The organism is Candidatus Methanocrinis alkalitolerans (assembly GCF_029167205.1).
In the GTDB taxonomy this organism is placed as follows: domain Archaea; phylum Halobacteriota; class Methanosarcinia; order Methanotrichales; family Methanotrichaceae; genus Methanocrinis; species Methanocrinis alkalitolerans.
In genome coordinates, this window is sequence record NZ_JARFPL010000047.1 from 1 (window position 1) to 14,355 (window position 14,355).

Below are 14,355 nucleotides of genomic sequence, written 5' to 3' on the forward strand. Positions count from 1 at the left end.
GATACGCCCATCAGTCTCTGCACGAAGCTTTTCCGGTAGCTCCTCAGTATTTTGTATAGTTACAATATCTCCCTTCATAAGATCTATTTTGTCTGTTCTATTATATCAATTTAGTCGTAAGACTATATTTTTATTCTTTATCAATTTCTTGTAAATACAGTTGACATTATAGTCCCCATAAAAGTCGATATTTCGAAGTATAAAGCTGAAAAAACTGGATTTAAAAGAGATATGAAAACTTGCCGGCTGGGGGAGATATTCCAGAGATACTTCCAGATATGCCGATAACTATTCATATAAAAAACTCCAACAAATAGATTATGGCAGAAGAACTGGCTGAAAAAGTATCACTCATTAAGCCCGGCCCGGGCACAGCAACCGTTCCACCCCAGGAGAAGGAACAGACAGAAAAAGAGGCATTCATAGAGGAGACGAAGGCCAGGATGGACGAGTGGTCTGCCGAGCTGGAAGAACTGAAAGCGAAGGCTGAGCGGGCCGAAGGCGATCTCAAATACCGATACAAAGAAGAGATCGATATGCTTCGCGAAAAGCAGAAGATCGCTCAGGAGAAGCTCGCAGAGCTGGAGAGGGCGACCGACACATCTTGGACCGACTTCAAGGAGGGGATATCCTCGGCTCTGATGGACATCAGAAAGGCGATGGAAGACGCGAAGGCGAAGCTGAAGTGATGCAGCTAAAAAACCGTCTGGTAGGTAGGGCGAGGTTCATTCCCCTCCTTGCCCACTTGTAGGACGCTGATCTGGGAAGTAGATATCTCTTAATTGCTGCAACAGAAAGCGATGATGCGTGATTAATTCACAATACGTTATACATAGACATGAAGTTATTTATGAAAAAATCATGGTGGATGATATGAAAGCGAAAGTGAACGGTCGGCTGGAAGGCAGGACTGCGATAGTCACCGGCTCGACTTACGGGATAGGCGAGGCTATAGCTAAGGTCCTGGCAGCCGAAGGCGCCATCTCCATCATCACCGGAAGGACGGAAGATGAGGGAGAGAGGGTCGCCAGCGAGATCAGATCTGCAGGCGGAGCCGCAGAGTACCATCACCTGGACGTAACCGACGAGGAGGAGGTGGCAAAGGTGGCGAAGGCCGTCTATCAGAGGTATGGGAAGATAGACATCCTGGTGAACAACGCCGGGATAAGTGGCCCCAGCAAGCCGACCCACGAGTACACCAGGGAAGAGTGGGAGAAGGTCTTCGACGTCAACGTCACCGGAGCCTTCCTCTGCAGCAAGAACGTCATCCCCTATATGAAGGAGGGCGGCGGCGGAAATATCGTCTACATATCCTCGATTTACGGGATCGTCGGCTCCCAGGACAACCCCGCCTACCACGCCACTAAGGCCGCCAACAGGATCATGGCCAAAACCGGCGCCCTCATTTATGCGAAGGAGAACATCAGGGTCAACTCTGTCCATCCCGGCTTCATCTGGACGCCGATGGTGGAGGATTTCCTCAAGGCGCAGTCCCGAGAGCTGGGAGTGGCGTTGGAGGATCTGAAGGGGGAGCTGGACGCAAAGCATCCCATCGGCCACATCGGCGAGCCAGACGACATCGCCTACGGCGTCTTATACCTCGTCTCCGACGAGGCGAAATTCGTCACCGGCTCGGAGCTGATCATTGACGGGGGGTACACCAGCAGGTGAGCTCTTCGAGACGAAAGAAGCGTTGAAGCGTTGAGGTATTAATGAGATATATTACCATCGCCATCGATGATGACGACTTCGAGCATCTCTCGATGGCGAAGGGCGAGAGGACCTGGCGAGAGTACGTAATGAAGGACGTCCTGAACTGGCGTCGACGGCGAAAGCTGCAGAAGGCTATCAAAGACGGGGCCCCCGGATCCGCAACGGAGGAGGCGGAGGGCTGAGGGCTCCATCATCTTCAGCCCATAGGAGGATCCGATCGATCCACCGCTATCGGAAGGGTTAGATTTATCAATCATACGGTCCGTTAGATTTATCAATCATACGGTCCTTTGCTGTAGACCGTTTGATCCGAGGAGTTGGTGTATTATGGCGATAATAGTGCCCAAGGGAACCGGCCCGCAGGCCGAGAAGAGGCCAGAGGAAGAGAAGGCGAAGGCTGGAAAGGTATCTGATGTGATCGACATTGAAGAGGAATACCCCGTCAGCTTCACCGAGGCGGCGGCCTTCCTCCGGGAGCTCGCCGACACCCTGGAGAGGAGAGGGGCGGTGGAGATGGACCTCGCAAGCCAGAAAGTGACCCTCAATCCCGACGAGCCGATCACCCTCGAGATCTCCTTCAAGGAGGACGCCAAGAAGAAGAAGCTCGAAGTTGAGGTGGAGATAAAAGAGCACTTCGGCGCCTCCGACAAAGAGGGCGGAAGGCCGAAAGTGAGATAAAATTTGACCTCATCCGACCGGGGAGAGGTGGTCTCGGTCCGGGGGAGCGTTGTAGACGCGAGGTTCACGGAGTCGCTTCCAGAGATCAACAGCGTCCTCTTGGCCGGCGAAGGCGGCGAGGTGGTGATAGAGGTGCTGATCCATCTCGACTCCGAGACGGTGAGGGGGATCGCTCTCACCCCCACCTCGGGGCTGGCTCGGGGCTCTACGGTGGAGGACACCGGCCAGCCGCTGACAGTTCCTGTGGGGGATAACCTCCTGGGCAGGGTCTTCAACGTCTTTGGCTCGCCTATAGACCGGAAGGAAAGTCCCGAGGCGAAGGAGCTTCGCTCCATACACCAGAGGCCACCACCGATATCTCAGCGGACCACCACCTCGGAGATCTTCGAGACCGGGATCAAGGCGATAGACGTCCTCTCCCCCCTGGAGAGGGGCGGCAAGGCCGGCCTATTCGGCGGAGCCGGCGTCGGCAAGACCGTCCTGATCATGGAGATGATCAACAACATCGCCGGAAGATACGAGGGGATCAGCATCTTTTGTGGGATCGGAGAGCGATCCCGGGAGGGTGAGGAGCTCTACCGGGAGATCCAGGACGTGAACGTCCTGGACAAGACCATCCTCGTCTTCGGCCAGATGAACGAGCCGCCGGGGGCGAGGTTTCGGGTCGGCCACGCTGCTCTCACCATGGCCGAGTACTTCAGGGACGACAAAAGACAGGATGTCCTCCTCCTGATCGATAACATATTCCGTTTCGTCCAGGCAGGCTCTGAGGTATCGGGGCTGATGGGCCAATTGCCTTCGAGGGTCGGTTATCAGCCGACTCTGGCGACGGAGCTGGCGGAGTTCGAAGAGAGGATCTGCAGCACCAGGAAGGGGGCCATCACCTCGGTCCAGGCAGTTTACGTCCCCGCCGACGACTTCACCGATCCTGCCGTCGCCCACACCTTCGGCCACCTCTCCGCCTCCATCGTCTTATCAAGAAAGATGGCGAGCCAGGGCCTCTATCCGGCGATAGACTCCCTCCAATCGAGGTCGAGGATGTTGAGCCCCACCATCGTAGGATCAAAGCACTACAATATAGCCCAAAAGATCCGAAAGACCCTCGCCGAGTACGAGGAGCTGAAAGACGTCATCGCCATGCTGGGGCTTGAGGAGCTCTCAGAGGATGACCAGAAGACCGTCAACCGGGCCCGTCGGCTGGAGCGGTTTTTGACCCAGCCCTTCGTAACGACGGAGCACTTCACCGGCCAGGAGGGGAAGATGGTGGGGCTTGAAGACGCCCTCGACGGCTGCGAGCGGATATTGAACGATGAGTTCACAGACTACCCTGAAAAGTCGCTATACATGATCGGAAATATCGAAGAGGCGGAAAAATGAGGCTGAAGGTTCTTCTCCCAACGAAAATCCTCATCGACGAAGAGGTGACGAAGGTGGTGGCCGAGGCCGAGGACGGCTCCTTCTGCATCCTTCCGAGGCATATCGACTTCGTCGCCGCCATGGTGCCGGGAATCTTCTCCTTCACCTCCGGCGAGGGGGAGGAGTTTCTCGGCATCGACGAGGGGATTCTGGTAAAATGCGCCTCAACGGTCACGGTCTCGACTAGAAAGGCGATACGTAGCAGGGACCTGGGTATGCTGAAGAGAACCGTCCAAGAAGAGTTTCGGGCTCTGGACGAGAGGGAGAAGAAGACCCGCACCATCCTGGCAAAGCTCGAGGCGGACTTCGCAAGGAGCGTCTTTGAGAAGATGTAGATCGGGAAGGGACGATGGAGAGAGATGGGGAAGATTTCGCCGAAGAGATAGGCGCAAAAGAAGAGCGCAAGATTAAGGCTCGGAAGGAGCGAGCGCGAGGGGTTTGGTTCGGCCTTGGAATGATGGGCGTCGTTGGCTGGTCGGTGGCGGTTCCCACGCTCGTAGGTGTGGCCATCGGAGTCTGGATTGACACGCGATACCCTGGTCCCATCTCCTGGACCCTCGTCTTCCTCTCCGCCGGCCTGATCGTCGGATGCGCCAATGCCTGGTACTGGGTCAGAAAGGAGCAGACGGAGATCGAGGGGAGAAAGTCGGATGAATGAGCATCTTCTGCCCATATTCAGCTTCACCTTTGGGATAGGGCTTGGGATCTTCTTCTTCGGAGGCCTCTGGCTGACGATAAATCGGCTCCCCCAATCTAAGAGTCCAGAGCTTCTGACCCTGGGAAGCTTCCTCTTTCGGTCAGCAGTCTCTATCTTCGGCTTTTATCTCGTCGTCGAAACCGGCCTATTGGGTCTGGCCTTCTCCCTTGCCGGCTTCATCCTGACGAAGATCGTCATCGTAAGCCGTCTTGGTCGGCACCCCGAAAGGAGGGCGATCTAGAAATGGTCGAGCTGAGCCCCGACGAGGCGGTCCTCTGGAGGTGGGAGTTTGTCACCATCAACGAGACCATCGTATTCACATGGATCGTGATCGGAATCTTGGCCATTCTTGCCTGGGCATCGACCCGCCACCTTTCACCAACGCCCCCCTTCTCCCGAAGACAGGTCGCCCTGGAGACGATCATCAGCTACATGAGAGGCGAGATCAGAGAGATAGCCCGCAGGGATTCTGACCCCTATCTCCCCTTCTCCGGCACCCTCTTCCTGTTTCTCTCCCTCTCAAGCATCCTCGGGATCGTGCCGGGCTACCGGTCGCCGACCAGCTCTCTCTCCACCACGACGGCTTTGGCCGCCTGCGTCTTCTTTGCGGTCCCGATCTACGGGATCTTGCAGCAGGGAACTTCCGGCTACTTCAGGCGGTACGTCCAACCGACGCCGCTGATGCTCCCCTTCAACGTCATAGGAGAGATCTCCCGAACGGTGGCTCTGGCCCTCAGGCTCTTTGGGAACATGATGAGCCAGACCCTCCTCGTCGCCGTCTTGATCTCCCTTGCACCCCTATTTTTGCCCGTAATAATGGACCTCTTCGGGCTATTGATCGGCCAGGTCCAGGCCTACATCTTCGCGGTTCTGGCCACGGTATACATAATTTCGGCCAGCTCGGACGAGAAGGCGGTCGAAGAGGAACCCGAAAAAGAAGAGGAATCTGAAGAGAACCCGAAGCGAGAACCTGAAGGAGGAAATTGACATGGCTGCGATAGATACGATAGGCACAGCTTCCATAATTATATCCGGCCTGACGATCGCCATAGGCTCGATCGGACCCGCGATTGGAGAGAGCTGGGCCCTCTCCCGCGCCCTCAGCGCCATCGCCCAACAGCCAGACGAGGCGAACACCATAACCCGGACCCTCTTTGTGGGTCTTGCGATGATAGAGTCCACCGCCATCTACTGCTTCGTTATATCGATAATCCTGATCTTCTCCAATCCGTTCTGGGACTATGTGACAGCCATGGGTGGATAGCGTTGCAGATAGACTATTTCACCACTCTGGCCCAGATAGTGAACTTTCTGATCCTGGTGCTGCTGTTGAAACACCTCCTGTACGCCCCTGTCCTGAAGCTGATGGACGAGCGGGAGCGGGTGATCGCCTCCCGGCTGGAGGAGGTCGAAGAGAAGAAGAGGGCAGCCGAAGAGGAGGCTGAGACCTATCGGGAAAAGAAGCAGGAGATCTCGGCGGAGCACGAAGAGATGCTGATAAAGGCGAAGGAGGACGCGAAGAACTTCAAGGCGGACCTGGAGAAGAAGGCGGAGGCCGAGGTTCTCAGGAGCAAGGGCGAGTGGTACGGGGCCGTGGAGAGCTCGAAGAAGGCCTTCCTCGACGATCTGAGAGAGAGGACCGGAAGGCAGGTCTACGCCATATCTCGCCGCGTCCTCCGAGACCTAGCGGACGAGCCCTTGGAACGGCAGATGATCCGGACCTTCGTCGAAAGGCTGGAGAAGATGGAAGATTCGGAGAAGGAGGCTTTCAAGGAGTTTTATAAGTATCCTGAACAGCTGATCGTCGTAAGAAGCGCCTTTGAGATCCCAGGAGACTTCCAGGAGAAGATCAAGGAGGTTCTGCAAGATCAGACCGAGACCGACGTTAGAGTCCATTTCGAGATCGACGAGGATCTGATCTCCGGGATGGAGATGAGCGCGAGAAACGCGGAGATCTCCTGGAGCATCGCCGGATATCTCGACTCCCTGGAAGCCGACTTCTCCCGCGTCCTCGACCAGAGAGCTCCTAAAGAGAAGCGGGTCAGATGATGGAGACGAAGAAGGGGGACGAGGCGGTCAGGGAGGCCCTGGACTACGCCTTCAACGTCGTAAGCCATAACCTGGAAAGCCGAAAGCTCGAGCTGAAGTTCGAGGAGATCGGGGTCGTATCCTTCGTGGGCAAAGGCATCGCTCGCATCAGAGGACTGCCCCACGTTCGGTCTGAAGAGGTCGTCTTATTTCCCGGCGACCGGCTCGGGATCGCCTTCAACCTCGACCCTGAAGAGGTGGCGGTCCTCCTCCTCGACAAGAGCGAGAAGGTCAGGGCCGGGCAGGTGGTCCACCGGACCGGAAAGGTTATGGAGGTGCCGGTGGGCGAGGAGCTTCTGGGGCGGGTCGTGGACGTCGTAGGCAGGCCTCTGGACGAGGGCGAGCCGATCGCGACCTCGGAGAGAAGATCCATCGAGAGGGTAGCTCCGGCGATCATGGATCGATCTCCCGTCAACGTCCCCCTGGAGACGGGGGTGATGGCGGTGGACGCCATGGTTCCCATCGGCCGCGGCCAAAGAGAGCTGATCCTCGGAGACCGGCAGACCGGCAAGACCGCCGTCGCCATCGATGCCATCATCAACCAGAGGGATAAAGACGTCGTTTGCGTCTACTCATCCATAGGTCAGGAGAAGTCGGAGGTGGCAAAGACGATCGCAGATCTCCGAAAGAACGACGCCATGGAGAATTCCGTCGCCGTCGTCGCCAGCGGGGACGATCCGCCCGGCTTAAACTACATCGCTCCCTACTCCGCCACCACCATCGCCGAATACTTCGTGGATAAGGGGCAGGACGTTCTGATCGTCTACGACGATCTGACCCGCCACGCCCGATCTTACCGGGAGCTCTCCCTCCTCCTCCGCCGCCCGCCGGGAAGGGAGGCCTTTCCCGGGGACATATTCTACATACATTCGAGGCTTCTGGAGAGGGCCACGAACCTCAAAGACGGCGGCTCCCTCACCGCCCTTCCCATCATCGAGACCCAGGCCCAGGACATCTCCGCCTACATCCCCACCAACCTCATCTCCATCACCGACGGCCAGATCTACCTCTCCCCCCAGCTTTACGGAAAGGGGATCCTTCCGGCCGTCGATGTGGGCATGTCCGTCTCCCGGGTCGGAGGTAAAAGCCAGCTTCCGGCATACTCCAAGCTGGCCGGCGACCTGCGGCTCACCTACTCCACGTTCGAGGACCTGGAGGCCTATACCCGGTTTGGGACGCGGCTCGACGAGGATACCCGAAAGACCCTGGAGCGGGGGCAGAGAATCCGGGAGGTGCTGAAGCAGCCCCAGTTCGAGCCGATCCCGGCCCCCGAGCAGATCGCGGTCCTTTGGGCGGTGACGGCGGGGCTTCTGGACACTGTCCCCCTCGGCGATGTCCCCGGAGCGAAGGAGGCGATAAGAAAGGCCCTTCGAGAAAGGCTGCCGGAGATCAGCTCGAGGATCGGGTCGGGGGAGAAGCTCGGCTCCCAAGATCGAGATCTGCTCCTCGCGACCTTCAAAGATGCTCTTGCTGCGTGAAAGGCGGATTTAGGAAGCGGATTTAGGAAGCGGATTTAGGAAGCGGACTTGGGAGGCGATCATGGAAGAGCTCGAACGGGTAAAGAGAAAGATCAAAAGTGCGGGGGAGCTGCAGTCGGTGGTCAAGATCATGAAGGCGATCAGCTCGACCAACATCCGCGAATATGAGCGAGCGGTCGAATCTCTCGCCGAGTACAGCAGGTCCATCGAGATGGGGCTTTCTGTGGTGATGATGAAGAGCGGGAAGATCGTTCCGGCCTTCTCCCCTGCAAGGGAAGGAGGGCTTCTGGGGGCGGTGATCTTCGGCTCCGATCAGGGGCTCTGCGGCAAGTTCAACGAACAGATCGCAAGCTTTGCCCTCGGCATCCTGGCCGAGATGGAAAATGAGGAGACCAGGGCCGTGGCCGTCGGCGAGCGGGTCATCGGCCACCTCGAAGACGGGGGCCTCTCGATCGAGGCGCAGTTCTCCTTCTCGGGAGATTTTCTCGGCATAACCGAGGTGATGGGTGAGGTTCTGGTGAAGATCGAGGAGTGGCGGATCGAGGGGGGCCTGGATAGGATCGTCCTCTTCTACAACAGGCCGGAGTCGGGACCGATGGCGATCTTCCGCCCATCGATGGCCCGCCTCCTCCCCCTCGACGAAAGATGGATGAACGAACTCACCAAAAGGAGGTGGCCCTCCCGGTCTCTTCCCACCTTCTCCATGGACCCGGACTGGCTCTTCTCCTCCCTCGTCCGGGAGCATATCTTTTCCTCCCTCTACCGGGCCTTTGTAGAGTCGCTGGCAAGCGAGAACGCCAGCAGGCTCTCGTCGATGCAGGCGGCGGAGAGGAACATCGAGGAGCACCTCAACGAGCTTTCCAGCCAGTACCGAAAAAGGCGTCAGGAGGCGATCTCCTCGGAGATGCAGGACGTGCTGGTGGGGTTTGAGGCTCTGATGGGAGAGAGGAGAGGCTGAAGCTCATGAGAGGACATTTTATGGAGATAGAAAAATAAAAGTAAAAATCTATATTTATGGTTTTAGCCTTGCGCTAATTTAATAGAATCGAAATAGGCCGCGCTAATTTAAAATATAGTCTGGGCCGCAATCGGTAATCTACCTATAACGAGTTGTTGCACATGAAAAACCTAAACAAGGAACCACATCCATTTTGGTGGCACTTTTTGGGGCCAATACGATGATGCAATCGACCACCTTCTACCCAAGTGACTTGAGATGGTAAGATCAACTCATCTGCGGTAGACTACCCGAGGATGACAAGTGCAAACAATTTGCGCTCTACTCCAGAAATGCTATACTCAGTTTGATCGGAGAAGATTTCAAGAGCTTCCAACTATGAATCCATCGAACCCATGATCGACCCCGAACCCCTCCCCCACCTCCCCGGCTGCTACCTCTTTACTGACGCCTCGGGCGAGGTGATCTACGTCGGAAAGGCCCGGGACCTCAAGAAGAGGGTGGCGAGCTACTTCCAGAAGAGGGAGACGGACCCCAAGACCGCAGCCCTCGTCTGCGCCGCCCGGGGCCTCGACTTCATCGTCACCGACAGCGAGGTGGAGGCGCTCCTTCTGGAAAACTCCCTCATCAAGAAGCACTGGCCCAAGTACAACGTGCGGCTGAAGGACTCTTCCCGGTACGCCTCGATCCACATAACCGACGAGGAGTATCCCCGGATCCACATCTCCCGGAGGCGGACCGCTCCAGGCAGCTACTTCGGCCCCTTCGTCTCCGCCCGGGAGAGGGACCTCGTCTTCTCCGTCGTCCGGAAGACCTTTGGCCTGCGGACCTGCAGGAGGCTTCCCAAGAGGGCCTGCCTGAGGTACCACATGGGTGCCTGCTCCGGCCCCTGCATCGGAAAGATCACGCCCATAGAGTACAGGGCGCGAGTGGCAAGGGCCGAGGCGGTCCTGAAGGGGAGGACCGGCGAGTTGATCGCTTCGCTAAAAGAAGAAATGGCCGACCTCGCCGGAAGGCGGGAGTTTGAGCAGGCGATGGAGCTTCGCGACGAGATCAGGGCCCTGGTGAGCCTCCAGGAACGGCAGAAAGTCGAGCGGAATAAGAGGTTCGACGAGGACGTCCTCACCTACGCCGCCGATGGGGAGGAGGTCTATCTGATGCTCTTCAAGGTCTACAAGGGTACCCTGGAGGGTAAAGAGGAGTTCGTCTTCCCCCGGACCGAGAGCTTCCTCGAGGAGTTCATCGTCCAGTACTACTCCGAAAACGACCCCCCCGAGGAGCTGATCGTCGGCGAACCCCTGGACGGCTCCCTCGTCGACTTTCTATCCCACATCAAAGGGAGGCGGGTCAGGGTGACGGTCCCAAAGCAGGGGGAGAAGAGGAAACTTCTCGACCTCGCCGATAAGAACCTCTTGATCCGGTTCTTCGGGGGCGACAGAAAGCTCGCCGCCCTCGCCGAGGCACTCTCCCTCCCCGAGCCGCCGAAGGTGATCGAGGTCTTCGACGTCTCAACCCTCGCAGGATCCTTCACCGTCGGCTCGATGGTAGCGTTCAGGGACGGCAGGCCCGATAAGAAGGGGTACCGCCGCTTCAAGGTCAGGACCGTCGAGGGGATCGACGACTTCGCCTCCATCGGCGAGATCGTCCGGAGGAGGTACGTTCGGCTGAAGGAGGAGGCGGGGGAGATGCCCGACCTGATCGTCATCGACGGGGGCAAGGGGCAGCTCTTCGCTGCCAGCCGGGAGATCCGAAACCTCGGCCTCTCCATACCCGTCATCTCCATCGCCAAGAGGGAGGAGGAGATCTACGTTCCGGGGCGGATCCGGCCCCTTCCCCTCAGAAAGGACGACGAGGCCTCTCTCTTCGTCCGGGAGATGAGGGATGAGGCCCACCGGTTTGCGATCAAGTACAACCGACTGCTGAGAAAGAAGGCGATTACGTCTTGAACCGACATCCTGGGATCGCCGATCCCAACTTTTTTGGCCAGGGAGCACAAATTCAGGTTTGAGGCGTTGGAGTTGTTCAGGTTTGCGCGAGATCAAGAGGTTGTGAACGTCGCTGGGGTGAAGATCGGAGGCCAGCCGGGAGAGTACCCGACGGCCCTCTGCGGCACCATATTCTATCAGGGCCACGGGATCGTGGAGGACGAGGAGAAAGGGACCTTCGACGAGGAGGCTGCCGCCGGACTGATCGACCGGCAGACGGCCCTCTCGGAGGAGACGGGAAACCCCGCCGTTTTACATATATACGCCAGGACCCCGGAGGCCTTCGGCCGCTACCTCGACTTCGTCGATCCCCTCTGGTCCGGCCCCCTCATCCTCGACTCCGCCGATGCCGGGACGAGGATCGCCATGGCGGAGGCGGTCTCGGAGGTCGGCCTCGCCGACCGGTCCATCTACAACAGCATCGGCCTCGCCACGAAGGACCGCGAAGAGGAGGCCCTCGCCCACTTCGAGGTCGACTCCGCCATCCTCCTGGGCTACAACCCCGCCGACTCCACCGTCGAGGGGACGATAAAGGCCCTGGAGGAGGGGGATGCTGGGAGGTCTGGAGGATTGATCGACCTCGCTCGCCTTCTGGGGATGAACAACCTCCTCATCGACCCCGGCGTCGTCCCCCTGGGGGACGGGGCGGGGCGGTCTCTTCGGGCCACGGTACTTGCGAAGGCGAGGTTCGGCCTTCCGACGGGCTCCGGGATCCATAACGCCGTCTCCTCATGGCGGTGGCTCCGGGAAAAGGGCAGGGGTGCGAGGCACGTCTGCGACGCCGCCTCCGCGGGCCTGGAGATCCTGGCGGGGGGCGACTACATCCTCTACGGCCCCATCGAGAGGGCCAGTGAGGTCTTCCCGGTAGCGGCGATGGCCGACATCCTCGTCTGTGAGGCGGTGGGGGACCTGGACGTATGGCCCGCCGCGGGCCACCCCATCGAGAGGCTGATCTAGGGACCGATCTCAGCCTTTTTATAATCTGGAGCCGGAGGAAGAGATATGCATCTATCTCGGGAGGAGGAGCGAGCATACCAGGGCGAGGAGGGGGAGAGCCTCAGGAGGGCGATGGAGATCCTGGTAGCCCTCGGCGACATCTACGGCGCCGACCGGCTGATCCCCGTCAGATCCGTCCAGGTGGCGGGGGTCTCCTTCAAGACGATCGGGGAGGCGGGGCTGGAGTGGATATCAGACCTCCGGGGGAGGGTCGTCGTCTCGGCGGTCCTAAACCCGGCGGGGATGGACCTCACCCGGTGGCAAAAGATGGGTATCGACGAGAGGTTCGCAAAAAAGCAGCTGGAGATCGTCGAAGCCTACCGCCGCCTGGGCGTATCCCCGGACTGCACCTGCACCCCCTACCAGATCAGGCCCGAACTCGCCCGGAGGGGCGACCACCTCGCCTGGAGCGAGTCCTCCGCCGTCTCCTTCGCCAACTCCGTCATCGGGGCGAAGACCAACCGGGAGGGGGGGCCCTCGGCCCTGGCGGCTGCCCTGGTGGGAAAGACCCCCCGGTACGGCTACCACATCGAAGAGAAGCGGGTCCCCACCATCAACATCGCCGTCGAAGCAGACCTGAAGCCCTCCGACTACGGGATCCTGGGTTACATCATCGGAAAGGAGGTGGGGGACGGGGTTCCCCGGTTCATATTCCGGAAAAGGCCCGATGTCGACGACCTGAAGGCCCTGGGGGCGGCGATGGCGGCGAGCGGCTCCGTCGCCCTCTACTACTTCGATGAGGAAGCGCCCGCGGCTCCGAAGGGATCTGAGGAGATCCTGGTCAGCGATAGAGACCTCCAGGATGTCCGCCAGGAGTGCGCCCCCGACGACGAGGTGGACGTCGTCGCCATCGGATGCCCCCACTCCTCGGAGAGGGAGCTCGCCGAGGTTGCCCGCCTCCTGGAGGGAAATAAGGTGGAACGGGAGCTATGGATCTGCACCGCCCGGGCCACCGCCGAGAGACGGAGCGACCTGGTGGGTAAGATCGAGAGGTCGGGGGCGCGGGTCTTCTGCGACACCTGCATGGTGGTATCCCCGGCGAGCGATAGGTACAGAAAGATGATGGTCAACTCCGGAAAGGCCCTGGCATACATCCCCACCCTCTGCAAGATGAAGGCCGCCTATGGGAGCGTCGAGGAGTGCGTCAGAGCCGCCACCAGGAGGGTCTGACCTTGGAGATCCGATGCCACCGGATATCGGGGGGGAAGGCCACCGGCCCCGCCCTCGTAACGGAGGAGCCGATATCCTTCCTGGGGACCGTCGACCCCGAGACGGGAGAGGTCGTCGATCCCGGCCACCAGCTCTTCGGGAAGGCCGTCGCCGGGAAGGTCCTGATATTTCCCGGCGGGAAGGGGTCCACCGTCGGGTCCTACGTAATATACCAGCTGAAGAAGAGGGGCATCGCCCCGGCGGCGATGATAAACATAAGGTCTGAGCCGATCGTCGCTGTCGGCGCCATCATCAGCGGTATCCCCCTGGTGGACGGCGTCGATGCCGGGATCCTCGCCACGAGAGACGGCACCATTCTGATGGTGGACGCTGACCGGGAAGTTATCAGGGTCGATGAGCCATAGCCCTGCCTTCTATCTTTTCTTAAGACGTTTTCCTTATTGATCTAGGACTTACGCAGTTGAACAAAAAACCAGTAGCATGAAGCACCAAACTGTCTAAAACACAATCTTCTTGAAAGGCTCTGATGTGCTTGGTTTTGATTCTCAAGTGCGTAAGTCCTATGATCGTTATCAGAATCTCGCCGCTTCTGAAGCACGACGGTGCCCTTTGGCCCAGACGATGGATGAAAAAAATTAAATAGTATAAGCGGTAAGAGATCGTATACATGTCTTTCATGGTCCGCACGACGGCTCGAAGAGATCGTCCGGAGATCATGAAGGGCGATCGATCGGGTCTTGAGGATTTGACGGCCACGGGGCTCATCGCGGTGGAGGTCTTCTCCGCAGGCTGCAGATCCCCAATTGAGAGGGGTGAGCTGGCATGGCCGCCATCGTTGGAGAGACATTGACCTTCGAACAGGAGAACGGCCCCGAGGTCGAGCTGGTGGTCTTTGGCGATGAGTTCTATGCCCGCTACGAGACGGTGGACGGCTATTCTGTGGTCTACGATTACCAACGCGGGTTGTTCTGCTACGCCCTTCTGATCGATGGCGAGCTCGTCTCCAGCGGGGTCAGCCTGGAGGAGAGCAGACCTGCGGGATTGAAGAACCGGCTTTCCGCATCAACCCTCCAATCCGTAGTATTTTTCACAATCCTTTCCCAACAATCGAATAATCCTAACAAGATTATCATTCAGATTCGCTATCTTCAGATGCGTTTCACCATTAATCCAAAC

Annotated in this window: 18 protein-coding genes and 1 pseudogene; all 19 read left to right on the top strand. The window is 58.5% G+C overall.

Annotation, left to right across the window (positions count from 1 at the left end; all coding sequences use genetic code 11):
* Positions 1-320: 320 nt before the first annotated feature.
* A complete protein-coding gene (locus P0O24_RS11115; protein ID WP_316969826.1) occupies positions 321-689 on the top strand; it encodes a sll1863 family stress response protein in 369 nt (122 codons plus the stop codon).
* Between the two features lie 184 nt (positions 690-873).
* Positions 874-1,671 carry an SDR family NAD(P)-dependent oxidoreductase gene (locus P0O24_RS11120; RefSeq protein WP_316969827.1) on the top strand — a complete coding sequence of 266 codons (798 nt, stop codon included), beginning with the start codon at positions 874-876 and terminating at the stop codon, positions 1,669-1,671.
* Positions 1,672-1,712: 41 nt separating this feature from the next.
* On the top strand, positions 1,713-1,895 hold the full coding sequence (locus P0O24_RS11125; protein ID WP_316969828.1) for a hypothetical protein: 183 nt from the start codon (positions 1,713-1,715) through the stop codon (positions 1,893-1,895).
* Between the two features lie 145 nt (positions 1,896-2,040).
* Positions 2,041-2,391 (top strand): amphi-Trp domain-containing protein, encoded by a 351-nt coding sequence (locus P0O24_RS11130; RefSeq protein ID WP_316969829.1) that lies wholly within the window; start codon positions 2,041-2,043, stop codon positions 2,389-2,391.
* A gap of 3 nt (positions 2,392-2,394) precedes the next feature.
* Positions 2,395-3,768, top strand: a complete 1,374-nt coding sequence (atpD, locus tag P0O24_RS11135; protein WP_316969830.1) for a F0F1 ATP synthase subunit beta — start codon at positions 2,395-2,397, stop codon at positions 3,766-3,768.
* On the top strand, positions 3,765-4,142 hold the full coding sequence (locus P0O24_RS11140; RefSeq protein WP_316969831.1) for a F0F1 ATP synthase subunit epsilon: 378 nt from the start codon (positions 3,765-3,767) through the stop codon (positions 4,140-4,142). Before atpD ends, P0O24_RS11140 begins: the two co-directional genes overlap by 4 nt.
* Positions 4,143-4,156: 14 nt before the next feature.
* Positions 4,157-4,465, top strand: coding sequence for an AtpZ/AtpI family protein (locus tag P0O24_RS11145; protein ID WP_316969832.1), 309 nt, complete (start codon positions 4,157-4,159; stop codon positions 4,463-4,465).
* Complete coding sequence (locus P0O24_RS11150; RefSeq protein ID WP_316969833.1) at positions 4,458-4,745, top strand: ATP synthase subunit I; 288 nt, start codon at positions 4,458-4,460, stop codon at positions 4,743-4,745. Before P0O24_RS11145 ends, P0O24_RS11150 begins: the two co-directional genes overlap by 8 nt.
* A gap of 2 nt (positions 4,746-4,747) precedes the next feature.
* Entirely contained in the window at positions 4,748-5,491 is a 744-nt protein-coding gene (locus tag P0O24_RS11155; protein WP_316969834.1) for a F0F1 ATP synthase subunit A, read from the top strand.
* A gap of 1 nt (position 5,492) precedes the next feature.
* A complete protein-coding gene (locus tag P0O24_RS11160) occupies positions 5,493-5,768 on the top strand; it encodes a F0F1 ATP synthase subunit C (RefSeq protein WP_316969835.1) in 276 nt (91 codons plus the stop codon).
* 2 nt (positions 5,769-5,770) lie between these two features.
* Entirely contained in the window at positions 5,771-6,553 is a 783-nt protein-coding gene (locus P0O24_RS11165; protein ID WP_316969836.1) for a F0F1 ATP synthase subunit delta, read from the top strand.
* Positions 6,553-8,070 carry an alternate F1F0 ATPase, F1 subunit alpha gene (locus P0O24_RS11170; protein ID WP_394356779.1) on the top strand — a complete coding sequence of 506 codons (1,518 nt, stop codon included), beginning with the start codon at positions 6,553-6,555 and terminating at the stop codon, positions 8,068-8,070. Before P0O24_RS11165 ends, P0O24_RS11170 begins: the two co-directional genes overlap by 1 nt.
* 61 nt (positions 8,071-8,131) lie before the next feature.
* Entirely contained in the window at positions 8,132-9,028 is an 897-nt protein-coding gene (locus tag P0O24_RS11175) for a F0F1 ATP synthase subunit gamma (protein ID WP_316969838.1), read from the top strand.
* 395 nt (positions 9,029-9,423) lie between these two features.
* A complete protein-coding gene (gene uvrC, locus P0O24_RS11180; RefSeq protein WP_316969839.1) occupies positions 9,424-10,974 on the top strand; it encodes an excinuclease ABC subunit UvrC in 1,551 nt (516 codons plus the stop codon).
* A 72-nt stretch (positions 10,975-11,046) separates the two neighbouring features.
* Positions 11,047-11,970: a tetrahydromethanopterin S-methyltransferase subunit H gene (gene mtrH / locus P0O24_RS11185; protein WP_316969840.1), complete on the top strand. Its 924-nt coding sequence runs from the start codon at positions 11,047-11,049 to the stop codon at positions 11,968-11,970.
* Between the two features lie 45 nt (positions 11,971-12,015).
* Positions 12,016-13,179 (top strand): aconitase X catalytic domain-containing protein, encoded by a 1,164-nt coding sequence (locus P0O24_RS11190; protein ID WP_316969841.1) that lies wholly within the window; start codon positions 12,016-12,018, stop codon positions 13,177-13,179.
* Positions 13,180-13,181: 2 nt separating this feature from the next.
* Positions 13,182-13,583 carry a DUF126 domain-containing protein gene (locus P0O24_RS11195; RefSeq protein WP_316969842.1) on the top strand — a complete coding sequence of 134 codons (402 nt, stop codon included), beginning with the start codon at positions 13,182-13,184 and terminating at the stop codon, positions 13,581-13,583.
* Between the two features lie 263 nt (positions 13,584-13,846).
* Positions 13,847-14,029 carry a hypothetical protein gene (locus P0O24_RS11200; RefSeq protein ID WP_316969843.1) on the top strand — a complete coding sequence of 61 codons (183 nt, stop codon included), beginning with the start codon at positions 13,847-13,849 and terminating at the stop codon, positions 14,027-14,029.
* Positions 14,002-14,355 (top strand): annotated as a pseudogene (locus P0O24_RS11205) (hypothetical protein); the annotation flags it as partial. The gene P0O24_RS11200 and the pseudogene P0O24_RS11205, both read left to right, overlap by 28 nt.

Excerpts from the sequence above, each read along its gene's own strand:
- P0O24_RS11120 (WP_316969827.1), top strand. The coding sequence starts at position 874 with ATGAAAGCGAAAGTGAACGGTCGGCTGGAAGGCAGGACTGCGATAGTC.
- P0O24_RS11200 (WP_316969843.1), top strand. The coding sequence starts at position 13,847 with ATGTCTTTCATGGTCCGCACGACGGCTCGAAGAGATCGTCCGGAGATC.
- P0O24_RS11170 (WP_394356779.1), top strand. The coding sequence starts at position 6,553 with ATGGAGACGAAGAAGGGGGACGAGGCGGTCAGGGAGGCCCTGGACTAC.
- P0O24_RS11150 (WP_316969833.1), top strand. The coding sequence starts at position 4,458 with ATGAATGAGCATCTTCTGCCCATATTCAGCTTCACCTTTGGGATAGGG.
- P0O24_RS11115 (WP_316969826.1), top strand. The coding sequence starts at position 321 with ATGGCAGAAGAACTGGCTGAAAAAGTATCACTCATTAAGCCCGGCCCG.
- P0O24_RS11175 (WP_316969838.1), top strand. The coding sequence starts at position 8,132 with ATGGAAGAGCTCGAACGGGTAAAGAGAAAGATCAAAAGTGCGGGGGAG.
- P0O24_RS11130 (WP_316969829.1), top strand. The coding sequence starts at position 2,041 with ATGGCGATAATAGTGCCCAAGGGAACCGGCCCGCAGGCCGAGAAGAGG.
- P0O24_RS11155 (WP_316969834.1), top strand. The coding sequence starts at position 4,748 with ATGGTCGAGCTGAGCCCCGACGAGGCGGTCCTCTGGAGGTGGGAGTTT.
- P0O24_RS11145 (WP_316969832.1), top strand. The coding sequence starts at position 4,157 with ATGGAGAGAGATGGGGAAGATTTCGCCGAAGAGATAGGCGCAAAAGAA.
- P0O24_RS11160 (WP_316969835.1), top strand. The coding sequence starts at position 5,493 with ATGGCTGCGATAGATACGATAGGCACAGCTTCCATAATTATATCCGGC.
- P0O24_RS11140 (WP_316969831.1), top strand. The coding sequence starts at position 3,765 with ATGAGGCTGAAGGTTCTTCTCCCAACGAAAATCCTCATCGACGAAGAG.
- P0O24_RS11190 (WP_316969841.1), top strand. The coding sequence starts at position 12,016 with ATGCATCTATCTCGGGAGGAGGAGCGAGCATACCAGGGCGAGGAGGGG.
- P0O24_RS11125 (WP_316969828.1), top strand. The coding sequence starts at position 1,713 with ATGAGATATATTACCATCGCCATCGATGATGACGACTTCGAGCATCTC.
- uvrC (WP_316969839.1), top strand. The coding sequence starts at position 9,424 with ATGATCGACCCCGAACCCCTCCCCCACCTCCCCGGCTGCTACCTCTTT.